Annotated in this window: 14 protein-coding genes and 1 pseudogene; 11 read left to right on the forward strand and 4 right to left on the reverse strand. The window is 35.3% G+C overall.

Annotated elements, in window-relative coordinates:
- Nucleotides 1-16 precede the first annotated feature (16 nt).
- From gcvPA to ABH959_RS05780, 11 genes and pseudogenes are all read left to right on the forward strand, one after another.
- Nucleotides 17-1,360, forward strand: a complete 1,344-nt coding sequence (gene gcvPA / locus ABH959_RS05730) for an aminomethyl-transferring glycine dehydrogenase subunit 1 (RefSeq protein ID WP_113935573.1) — start codon at nucleotides 17-19, stop codon at nucleotides 1,358-1,360.
- Entirely contained in the window at nucleotides 1,357-2,832 is a 1,476-nt protein-coding gene (gene gcvPB, locus ABH959_RS05735; RefSeq protein ID WP_002122485.1) for an aminomethyl-transferring glycine dehydrogenase subunit 2, read from the forward strand. Before gcvPA ends, gcvPB begins: the two co-directional genes overlap by 4 nt.
- Nucleotides 2,833-3,116: 284 nt before the next feature.
- Nucleotides 3,117-3,320, forward strand: coding sequence for a DUF3929 family protein (locus ABH959_RS05740; RefSeq protein ID WP_000262495.1), 204 nt, complete (start codon nucleotides 3,117-3,119; stop codon nucleotides 3,318-3,320).
- Nucleotides 3,321-3,390: 70 nt separating this feature from the next.
- Nucleotides 3,391-3,582, forward strand: a complete 192-nt coding sequence (locus tag ABH959_RS05745) for a hypothetical protein (RefSeq protein ID WP_002088608.1) — start codon at nucleotides 3,391-3,393, stop codon at nucleotides 3,580-3,582.
- Nucleotides 3,583-3,700: 118 nt separating this feature from the next.
- Nucleotides 3,701-4,075: a GntR family transcriptional regulator gene (locus ABH959_RS05750; RefSeq protein ID WP_002190660.1), complete on the forward strand. Its 375-nt coding sequence runs from the start codon at nucleotides 3,701-3,703 to the stop codon at nucleotides 4,073-4,075.
- Between the two features lie 3 nt (nucleotides 4,076-4,078).
- Entirely contained in the window at nucleotides 4,079-4,951 is an 873-nt protein-coding gene (locus ABH959_RS05755) for an ABC transporter ATP-binding protein (RefSeq protein WP_404492375.1), read from the forward strand.
- Entirely contained in the window at nucleotides 4,932-5,600 is a 669-nt protein-coding gene (locus ABH959_RS05760; protein WP_404492376.1) for an ABC-2 transporter permease, read from the forward strand. Before ABH959_RS05755 ends, ABH959_RS05760 begins: the two co-directional genes overlap by 20 nt.
- Before the next feature lie 14 nt (nucleotides 5,601-5,614).
- Nucleotides 5,615-6,247 carry an ABC-2 transporter permease gene (locus tag ABH959_RS05765; RefSeq protein WP_012261704.1) on the forward strand — a complete coding sequence of 211 codons (633 nt, stop codon included), beginning with the start codon at nucleotides 5,615-5,617 and terminating at the stop codon, nucleotides 6,245-6,247.
- A 31-nt stretch (nucleotides 6,248-6,278) separates the two neighbouring features.
- Nucleotides 6,279-6,902, forward strand: a complete 624-nt coding sequence (locus ABH959_RS05770) for an ABC-2 transporter permease (RefSeq protein WP_404492377.1) — start codon at nucleotides 6,279-6,281, stop codon at nucleotides 6,900-6,902.
- A gap of 14 nt (nucleotides 6,903-6,916) precedes the next feature.
- Nucleotides 6,917-7,502 (forward strand): annotated as a pseudogene (locus ABH959_RS05775) (ABC-2 transporter permease).
- Between the two features lie 247 nt (nucleotides 7,503-7,749).
- Nucleotides 7,750-7,935, forward strand: a complete 186-nt coding sequence (locus ABH959_RS05780) for a hypothetical protein (RefSeq protein WP_016092304.1) — start codon at nucleotides 7,750-7,752, stop codon at nucleotides 7,933-7,935.
- A 170-nt stretch (nucleotides 7,936-8,105) separates the two neighbouring features.
- Here the strand turns inward: ABH959_RS05780 and ABH959_RS05785 are convergent, their stop codons facing one another.
- The 4 genes from ABH959_RS05785 to ABH959_RS05800 all read right to left on the reverse strand — a co-directional run bounded on the left by ABH959_RS05785 (nucleotide 8,106) and on the right by ABH959_RS05800 (nucleotide 9,680).
- On the reverse strand, nucleotides 8,106-8,363 hold the full coding sequence (locus ABH959_RS05785; RefSeq protein WP_088040143.1) for a DUF3975 family protein: 258 nt from the start codon (nucleotides 8,361-8,363) through the stop codon (nucleotides 8,106-8,108).
- A 15-nt stretch (nucleotides 8,364-8,378) separates the two neighbouring features.
- Nucleotides 8,379-8,693 (reverse strand): DMT family transporter, encoded by a 315-nt coding sequence (locus tag ABH959_RS05790; RefSeq protein WP_002015033.1) that lies wholly within the window; start codon nucleotides 8,691-8,693, stop codon nucleotides 8,379-8,381.
- Nucleotide 8,694: 1 nt separating this feature from the next.
- Entirely contained in the window at nucleotides 8,695-9,027 is a 333-nt protein-coding gene (locus tag ABH959_RS05795) for a DMT family transporter (RefSeq protein WP_000312339.1), read from the reverse strand.
- A 71-nt stretch (nucleotides 9,028-9,098) separates the two neighbouring features.
- On the reverse strand, nucleotides 9,099-9,680 hold the full coding sequence (locus tag ABH959_RS05800) for a TetR/AcrR family transcriptional regulator (protein ID WP_002138312.1): 582 nt from the start codon (nucleotides 9,678-9,680) through the stop codon (nucleotides 9,099-9,101).
- Nucleotides 9,681-9,747: the final 67 nt, after the last annotated feature.

The following is a 9,747-nucleotide window of genomic DNA, read 5'->3' on the forward strand; positions in this document are numbered from 1 at the left end:
GAGAGGGGTAGATTTCATGTTGCATCGTTATCTTCCAATGACAGAAGAAGACAAAAAAGAAATGTTACAAACGATCGGCGTTCAAACGATCGACGAATTATTCTCTGATATTCCAGAGAGTGTTCGTTTTAAAGGGGATTTAAAAATTAAAGAAGCAAAATCAGAGCCAGAGCTTTTAAAAGAGTTATCTCAAATGGCTAGTAAAAATGCTAATTTAAAAGAATATGCTTCTTTCTTAGGAGCAGGTGTATACGATCATTACGCTCCAGTAATTGTTGATCATGTTATTTCTCGTTCAGAGTTTTATACAGCTTACACACCATACCAACCAGAAATTTCACAAGGGGAATTACAAGCAATTTTTGAATTCCAAACAATGATTTGTGAATTAACAGGAATGGATGTAGCAAACTCTTCTATGTATGACGGAGGTACAGCTTTAGCTGAAGCGGCAATGCTAGCAGCTGGTCATACTCGCAAAAAGAAAATTCTTGTATCTAAGGCAGTTCATCCAGAATCAAGAGCGGTACTTGAAACATATGCAAAAGGTCAAAATCTTGAAGTTGTTGAAATTGATCATAAAAACGGTGTAACAGATTTAGAAGTATTACAAAGTGAAGTAGATGATACAGTTGCTTGTGTAATCGTTCAATATCCAAACTTCTTCGGACAAGTGGAAAAGTTAGCTGATATCGAAAAAATCGTTCATCAACAAAAATCATTATTTATCGTTTCTTCAAATCCATTATCATTAGGTGCATTAACACCGCCAGGAAAATTCGGTGCTGATGTTGTAATCGGTGATGCACAACCATTCGGTATCCCAACGCAGTTTGGTGGACCGCACTGTGGTTACTTTGCAACAACGAAAGCATTTATGCGTAAAATTCCAGGACGTCTTGTCGGACAAACTGTAGATTCAGATGGTAAACGTGGATTTGTATTAACGTTACAAGCACGTGAACAGCATATTCGCCGTGATAAAGCGACGTCTAACATTTGTTCAAACCAAGCGTTAAATGCATTAGCAGCTTCTGTTGCAATGACGGCACTTGGCAAACAAGGTGTAAAAGAAATGGCACGTCAAAACATTTCTAAAGCACAATATGCAAAACGTCAATTCGAAGCGAAAGGCTTCACTGTAACGTTCGCTGGACCATTCTTTAATGAATTTGTTGTAGATTGCAAACGTCCAGTTAAAGAAATAAATGATGTATTAATACAAAAGAATATTATCGGTGGTTACGACCTAGGCCGTGATTATAAAGAGCATGAAAATCATATGCTTGTAGCAGTAACAGAGCTTCGTACAAAAGAGGAAATTGACACACTTGTAAACGAAATGGGGGCTATCCAATGAAGAACCAAGACCAAGCACTTATTTTTGAAGTGACTAAAGAAGGACGCGTAGGATATAGCTTACCCAAATTAGATGTAGAAGAAGTAAAATTAGAAGATGTGTTTGAGAGTGATTATATTCGAGTAGAAGATGCAGAGCTTCCAGAAGTATCTGAACTTGATATTATGCGCCATTACACAGCGCTTTCAAACCGTAACCACGGTGTGGATTCAGGATTCTATCCACTTGGGTCTTGTACGATGAAGTATAATCCTAAAATTAATGAAAACGTAGCTCGTTTCGCAGGATTTGCAAATATTCATCCACTTCAAGATGAAAAGACAGTGCAAGGTGCAATGGAATTAATGTATGACTTACAAGAACATTTAATTGAAATTACAGGTATGGATACTGTTACGTTACAACCAGCAGCTGGTGCACACGGAGAATGGACAGGATTAATGTTGATTCGTGCATATCATGAAGCGAACGGTGACTTTAACCGTACGAAAGTAATTGTTCCTGACTCTGCTCACGGAACAAACCCGGCGTCTGCAACAGTAGCTGGTTTTGAAACAATTACGGTGAAATCAAATGAACATGGTCTTGTTGACTTAGATGATTTAAAACGTGTTGTAAACGAAGAAACGGCAGCACTTATGTTAACAAATCCAAATACATTAGGCCTATTCGAAGAAAATATTTTAGAAATGGCAGAAATCGTCCATAACGCAGGCGGTAAATTATACTATGATGGTGCAAACTTAAATGCGGTATTAAGCCAAGCACGCCCAGGAGATATGGGATTTGACGTTGTTCATTTAAACCTTCATAAAACATTTACAGGTCCGCATGGCGGCGGTGGTCCAGGTTCTGGTCCAGTAGGTGTGAAAGCTGATTTAATTCCGTACTTACCAAAACCGATTTTGGAGAAAACAGAAAATGGCTATCACTTTAACTATGATCGTCCAGAAGCAATTGGGCGTGTGAAACCATTCTATGGTAACTTCGGAATTAACGTTCGTGCATACACATATATTCGTTCTATGGGCCCAGATGGCTTGCGTGCAGTAACTGAGTATGCTGTATTAAATGCGAACTATATGATGAGAAGATTAGCACCATTCTATGATCTTCCGTTCGATAGACATTGCAAGCATGAATTTGTATTATCTGGTCGTCGTCAAAAGAAACTTGGTGTACGTACATTAGATATTGCAAAACGTCTGCTTGATTTCGGTTACCATCCACCAACAATTTACTTCCCATTAAATGTGGAAGAATGTATTATGATTGAGCCAACAGAAACAGAATCAAAAGAAACATTAGATGGTTTCATTGATAAGATGATTCAAATTGCTAAAGAGGTAGAAGAAAATCCAGAAGTTGTACAAGAAGCACCACATACAACAGTAATAAAACGTTTAGATGAAACATTGGCTGCTCGTAAACCAGTTTTACGTTATGAAAAGCTAGCACCTGTACAAGTGTGATTGGAAAAAAAAGAACTCGCTACATGCGGGTTCTTTTTTTTGCAAAATTGGTGTGGCTAGAATGAAAAAAATGTTAAAAATTTATATTTTTTGTTTCATATTGCTGTAAAGATACGGTTTTATAGGTGATTTTGTTGAAAAAGTCGGTTTGATAAAAGTATTTATTTTTGTTAGAATTTTATTGAAATTAAGAAGATGTGATGAGGTAGAAATTACTCATTTTTATGTATATGTGAAAAAACGAGCAAGACGGGGGTGGAAGTGTGGGATATCGATGTTATAGAATGGTATACCATTTAGAAAATGGAGAAACAATTAAAGATGTAAAAGAATTTTGTTACCGAGACCAAGGGAAAGTGTTAGAAAGAGTAGCGCACCGTGTAATGGATAATAGAGAAGTGACAGCGATTGATAAACAAGGAACAATCATTTCAATAGCGTGTGAGGACATTGTAAAGGTAGAACTTGATTACATAACAGAAAGTTAACCTTGAGTCATATCGAATTATTCGATACAATATACTGTTGAATGGTGAAGAGAGAAGAGAGGAGTTTATCATGGGTAATACACGACACTTTTATATGTTTATTTTAGCGTTTGTTCTTGTTGTGGCGTTAACGATTTATTTAATTGTTGATAGCAGCTGGTACAATACAGTTCATCCAGCATTCCTTCTTTTTATGTATGTAGGAATTGCGGTTGTTAGTTTCGGAATGAGAGACGAAATGTTAGATCGCTTTGAAAAGTGATACATATACGAAAGACCAACAGGAAAATGTTGGTCTTTTTTTCTTGCCAAAAATAGGATGTTGTGTATATACTGTGTATACAAAGTATATACAGTATATACACACACTGGAGGAAAACATGAATATTATTATTTCGAATTCTTCCCAAGACCCTATTTATGTGCAAATAAGAAAACAATTAAGCCAGCTTATTTTAAATGGTGGTTTAAAGGGTGGAGACCAATTACCGTCTATTCGTAGCTTAGCGAAGGAATTACAAATTAGTGTAATTACAACGAAGCGTGCATACGAGGAGCTTGAAAAAGAAGGATATATAGAAACTGTTGCTGGGAAGGGGACTTATGTTTCACGTAAAAATAATGAACTATTAAAAGAACAGCGGCTACGTCTATTGGAAAGTAAAGTGGAAGAGATTGTGAATGAAAGTAAAGTGTTGCAGCTTTCACTGGAAGAGTTGCAACAGATGATTGCGTGTTTATACAAGGGGGAATAAGAGATGTTAGAGCTAAAAAACGTTTGTAAAACTTATCAAGATTTCTCAGTGAAAAATGTAAGTTTTACATTGCCACGTGGATATATTATGGGATTTATCGGACCGAATGGAGCTGGAAAAAGTACGACGATCAAAATGATTATGAATTTAATCAGAAAAGAGAGCGGTGATATAAAAATTTTTGGTAAGGACAATAAGAAAGCCGAAAAGGAAATAAAACAAAATATCGGTTTTGTGTATGATGAAAATCATTATTACGAAGATTTAACGTGTGAGCAAATGAAACGGATTATTGCACCGTTATATAAAAAGTGGGACGAAAAGCAGTATCAATCGTATATGCAGAGATTACAAGTTCCAACGTATAAAAAGATTAAAGAGTTATCCAAAGGGATGAAAATGAAATTTGCGATTGCAATCGCACTTTCACACCATGCGGAATTCATTATTATGGATGAACCAACAGCAGGATTGGATCCAGTTGTTCGAAGTGAATTACTTGATATGCTGCAAGAGATTGTAATGGAGGATGAAGTATCCGTATTATTCTCAACCCACATTACAACGGATTTAGAACGTATTGCAGATTATATTACGTTTATCAACGATGGAGAAATTATATTTACTGGTGAAAAAGATGAATTAATGGCGAACTACGTAATCGTAAAGGGAAGCAATGATTTATTAGATCGAGAAGGAAAAGAACTATTTGTTGGATTACGAAAAAATAAATTTGGTTTCGAAGGTTTAGCGAAGGATAAACAAGCAATTATAGATTGGTTTGGAAATGAGGTTGTACTAGAAAAACCTACATTAGATGATATCATCGTTTACACTGCGAAAGGGAGAGGTGCCTATGCGTCAGCTCATCTATAAAGATTTATTCTTTTTTCGGGTAACTTGGTTAGTGAATCTTATTGTGCCCCTTATGTTATTTATGTTAGATCCAAGTGGTGAATTGTTAGTTCCGATGAGTTGTCTATTTATAACTCTTTCCTCCGTTATGACGTTAATATTTATGGATGAAAGGAATAAAAGTGACATTATTATAAATAGTTTACCGGTAAGTCGAAAGGATATCATTATTGCTAGATATATTTCCAGTGCAATATTCATTGTAGGTGGCATGGTTTCCACTATGCTAGTTGTTTTTCTTATAAGAGGCATTGTGGTCATTGGTGATATCGGTGCATATCATCCTAATCTATACATTGAAATTCCATGGTATGAAGTAATAAATGGAGTTGTTTACGCCGTATTTTTGGTTGTCACGTTTTTCCCTAGTTATTATGGTACAAAATCGAAGGTAGTAAGAAGTATAGTATCAGCAGCATCAATAGGAGTGGGGGGAATCTTTTGGATATTTATTAGTGATGGGCTAAATGAAACAGCACCTTCATTCATTGAGTGGATTATGAATCCAATGCATATTGGTGTATTTATACTTGGAGGAATTATATTAGCTAGTGTCTATATCATTTCTATGTTTCTTACAATTAAAATTTATGAAACGCGTGATTTATAGAGAGGGGAATTCAGATGCAACAGTTGATTTTGAAGGAGTTTTTCTTACAGAAGAAGATGTTTCCTTTCTATTTTTTAATACCTATTTTATCTGTTTTTAGAAATTCCGTAGAACCGATGGGGATTGCAATAGGATTATTTATAACATGTAGTACGATTATATATATTTCTTTTTATTATGACGAGAAAAGTAAAATAGAAAAAGTATTAGTGAGTTTGCCGATAATGAGAAAAGAGATAGTTATAGCTAAATATATTTCAAGCACATTATTTATTATAGTCGGTTTGAGCATAACTTCTATAGTCGTAATATTAGGAAATATTTTGTTGGACAGAGATATAGTTATTCCTGGATATGCAATATTTTCAGCAATAGTAGCAACTTTGATTTATTGTGTAGTAACGATACCTACTAATTACATTGGAGGATATAAAGCTATTACTGTCTTGAATGTGATTATGATTTTTCCTTTAATGGGTATGATTGGCCTTATGTGCAATATTTTTGGTGATGAAATAATTATGTTAAAAGTACTCCACTCTCAAGAGGCTACACTAGCAATGAGTGTTCTTGGTATCGGAGTGTTAGTAAGTATAGTCATATCAATGTTTCTCTCAATGAAAATGTTTCAGGAGGCAGAGTTATAGAAGGGACATTTTCATATTAGGAGGGTAAAACATGATCAAGCAATTAGTCTTAAAAGATATAGTGTTGCAAAGAAAGTTAGGGTTTGCGTATCTTATATGTTTGTTTTTCCTTGCTATTGTTGATTTTCGTAGTGATAGCTTCCTTATGACGATTAGCTTATCTATACCTTTTCTTGGCATGGTACTGTCAATGAGTTATGAGGGGAAAAATAAAAGTGAAATAATAGTAAATAGTTTACCGTTACAACGTAAAGAAATTGTCATAGCAAAATACATATTTGTAAGTATTTTAGTTGCGTTAGGGGGGATTCTCTCACTTGTGGTTGGTTTGATTCAGTTACAAAATGAACATATAACTGGATTTGTGCTGTGGGGAGCGATTCTTGGTGGAATAACAGGTGGTTTTGTTTATAGCATAATTGTACTTCCAATTGAATTTTCAGTAGGGTATAGCAGTGCAAAACAAATTGCTCCTTTTATCGGAATAGCATTTGGGTATTTAAGTGGACTGATTGTAAGTAACGTATGGTTAGATGTAGAGAATGTTTGGAGCACGAGTGCAGTCGTAAATATTTGTTTTATAGCAGGGCTGCTTCTTTTATATATCATGTCTATGTTATTCTCAATTAATTTGTATAGTGAGCGTGATTTGTAAGAGAGAGGAGAATAGTGTTGAAACAACTAATTTTAAAAGATTTCATCATCAATGGAAATTTTTAATTTGGTACATATTGTATCCTGTTTTCTTTTATATGGCTTTAACAGATACGGAAAATCTATTCATAATTATGTCAGTAATTATTACAATTGGGACAACAGTAAAAACATTTGAAGCAGATAGTAAAAATGAGAGTGAAGTTATAGTAAATAGTTTACCAATATTGAGAAAACAAATTGTATTTGCGAAATATATAGTAGCAATTATTATTCTTTTTATAAGCGTAACGGTCGGTTGTTTCACGATGGGAATGAAGAATGGGGTTAACCTATTTGAATTTATTGAAACGACAATGGTTGCTAGTATTAGCTTTATTTAAGTTTTGTTTTACCGATATCGTTTTGGCTAGGGTATAAAAAAACTATTTTTATTACGATAGTAATATTCATGGCGCCGATTGTTATTTTAGAAACTTTGTTTCAAATCAACCTGGAACAAATTCAACTATACAACAGCGTGTTATTCGTTAGTTCAATTTGCATGTTCATAGTATCTATCTTCGTTTCAGTGAAATTGTATGAGAAGAGAGAATTTTAAAAGGTGCCTTATAAAAGGCACCTTTTTCAATAACGGCAATACGAGAGCAAAAGTTTATAAACAGAAAGGCTATTAGGCACATCTTTCGGAGTATGTAATATAAAGCTGAAAACGATAACGAAAATGAGAAAGAGGAAAAATAAAAACAGGATTTGCTTATGTATAGAATTCTGCATACTATCCACTCCTTTTTTAGGTAGTATGTCCAAAAGAAAGAAGGATATGAAAAATTTTAGGAGGGAGAATGATGAACAAAAGAAAGTGGTTATATAGAATAGGAGTACTGTTATTTTCAATCGGTCTCATATTAGCAAATTTTTACTCAGATATACCACCGTCATTTCCTAATTTGCATAAAGGGATTGGTATAAGTATTGTCATAGCTGGTCTGCTTTGTCTGATCGCATCAAATTTCTATAGAAAACCTGAATGAATATAAAGTGAAACTTTAATCAGTGGGGGTTTTGTCCATCCCCACTGATTATTAGCCTTCACCAATCGGGCGTTTACGGGCAGCCCGACTCCCACCTAACTCCCTCGCATTCGCCGAATTTTGAGGTGGGGGTCTTACTGCCCGCGAATAGCGGGATAAAAAAAAGACAGTTACTTCTTTTCAGAAGAACTGTCCTTTTTAAATAACTTGTTCCATAGCTTGGCGATACTCCATATAATCACGATTGTAATGGAGGCAATAATTGACCAAGCGATAGATGCAATTTCAAGTGCCATGTTAGGAAGGAATGTAAGAATGAATAGTACTTTATGAAACAGCCATTCTATTATATGAAAACTTATTTGTAATAGAATGACGATCCCGAGTGTAATCCATGCTAACATTTGTTTTCCTTTTTCTTTCCACATGACATTCACCTCACGTTAGCCTAATAATTTTAAGCCAACAGCGCCGCATAGAATGCAGCTTAAGAAGGCAAGGCGACGCCAATCCGCTGACTCGCGGAAAATAAGAATACCGAGAAGTGCACTTCCGGCAGTTCCGATTCCAGTCCAAATTGCGTAAGCAGTTCCCATCGGTAATGTGTTCATTGCAAGAGATAAGAAGAAGAAGCTTACGCCAAAGTTAGCGATTAAAATAACTTTTGGTGCCCAGCCTTTCTTTTCAGTGGCTACTTTCATAAAGAGTACACCAACAATTTCACAAATACCAGCTAGAATTAAAAATACCCAAGCCATTTTATGCGGCCTCCTTCGCTTCTTTTTCTTCTGTTACTCGTTTTAAACCAATTACTCCGAAGAAGATTAAACCGATTAATAATACTTTTACGATAGAGAAAGGTTCTCCGAAGATGAAAATCTCTGTAAGAACGATTCCACCAGCTCCAATTCCTGTAAAGACTGCGTATACAGTGCCGACAGGTAAATCTTTATATGCTCTAAATAATAAGACGAAACTAATTGTAATTAATAGAGCAACACCAGCCCACTCAAGTGGTGCCTCCGCTTTTTTAAGTCCAATAACCCAAAAAATTTCAATAATACCAGCTATGATTACATAAATCCATGCCATATGTCATTTCTCCTTCCTACCAGTCGTTAGGTAAAGGGCTTAAAAACGACGCATTGCAAAGGAGCAATCCGTCAGTTTGAAAGGCCGCGCCAAAATACTTTCCAAGAAGCTTCTAAACGTGTCTCAAAACGATTTAAACCTGCGTATAGTAGTTCAACCATAAGGCCGTCAAGTAAGCATAAAAAAGCCTCCAAAGCGTTTTTTACTTCAATGTTATGCAGTTCATCTTGTTCGCTTGCTCTTTTAAACACAGGGAATAAAAGTTTTCCGACATTTTCAATGTGTACATTCGCTTTATCAATAATTTGTTCGCGAAATGCATCCGGCGGAAAATAAGAAGTTCGTAACCAAAACATTGATTCTTCACTTTCACCAAATCGTTTTGCATAACCTTTTAACAGATTTACTAGCAATTCTTCAGTAGACGATTTTGAAAAATTTTCGATATCGTCAGTGAAGCTTTGTAAATCTTTTTGAAGAGCGGATTCTAAGCATGTAAAATATAGCTCTTCTTTTCCTTTAAAGTGTGCGTAAATCGATGGTTTTTTAATCCCAACTTCTTGAGCAATATTTGCTAATGAAGTTCCTTCGTAGCCGTAGCGCGCGAAATGAGAAAGTGCTACAGCTTTAATGCGGTTTGCTGTCATTTTCATCCCCTACCTACCGTTCGTTAGGTTCATTATATGAGATAAAAAATATAAAGTCAATAGGTGAAGAGCT

The sequence above is a fragment of the Bacillus sp. RC51 genome, from assembly GCF_044908115.1.
In the GTDB taxonomy this organism is placed as follows: Bacteria; Bacillota; Bacilli; order Bacillales; family Bacillaceae_G; genus Bacillus_A; species Bacillus_A mycoides.

What these genes read in the sequence shown, in the direction of transcription:
- gcvPA (WP_113935573.1), top strand. Translation starts at nt 17, where the DNA reads ATGTTGCATCGTTATCTTCCAATGACAGAAGAAGACAAAAAAGAAATG.
- gcvPB (WP_002122485.1), top strand. Translation starts at nt 1,357, where the DNA reads ATGAAGAACCAAGACCAAGCACTTATTTTTGAAGTGACTAAAGAAGGA.
- ABH959_RS05740 (WP_000262495.1), top strand. Translation starts at nt 3,117, where the DNA reads ATGGTATACCATTTAGAAAATGGAGAAACAATTAAAGATGTAAAAGAA.
- ABH959_RS05745 (WP_002088608.1), top strand. Translation starts at nt 3,391, where the DNA reads ATGGGTAATACACGACACTTTTATATGTTTATTTTAGCGTTTGTTCTT.
- ABH959_RS05750 (WP_002190660.1), top strand. Translation starts at nt 3,701, where the DNA reads ATGAATATTATTATTTCGAATTCTTCCCAAGACCCTATTTATGTGCAA.
- ABH959_RS05755 (WP_404492375.1), top strand. Translation starts at nt 4,079, where the DNA reads ATGTTAGAGCTAAAAAACGTTTGTAAAACTTATCAAGATTTCTCAGTG.
- ABH959_RS05760 (WP_404492376.1), top strand. Translation starts at nt 4,932, where the DNA reads ATGCGTCAGCTCATCTATAAAGATTTATTCTTTTTTCGGGTAACTTGG.
- ABH959_RS05765 (WP_012261704.1), top strand. Translation starts at nt 5,615, where the DNA reads ATGCAACAGTTGATTTTGAAGGAGTTTTTCTTACAGAAGAAGATGTTT.
- ABH959_RS05770 (WP_404492377.1), top strand. Translation starts at nt 6,279, where the DNA reads ATGATCAAGCAATTAGTCTTAAAAGATATAGTGTTGCAAAGAAAGTTA.
- ABH959_RS05780 (WP_016092304.1), top strand. Translation starts at nt 7,750, where the DNA reads ATGAACAAAAGAAAGTGGTTATATAGAATAGGAGTACTGTTATTTTCA.
- ABH959_RS05785 (WP_088040143.1), bottom strand. Translation starts at nt 8,363, where the DNA reads ATGTGGAAAGAAAAAGGAAAACAAATGTTAGCATGGATTACACTCGGG.
- ABH959_RS05790 (WP_002015033.1), bottom strand. Translation starts at nt 8,693, where the DNA reads ATGGCTTGGGTATTTTTAATTCTAGCTGGTATTTGTGAAATTGTTGGT.
- ABH959_RS05795 (WP_000312339.1), bottom strand. Translation starts at nt 9,027, where the DNA reads ATGGCATGGATTTATGTAATCATAGCTGGTATTATTGAAATTTTTTGG.
- ABH959_RS05800 (WP_002138312.1), bottom strand. Translation starts at nt 9,680, where the DNA reads ATGAAAATGACAGCAAACCGCATTAAAGCTGTAGCACTTTCTCATTTC.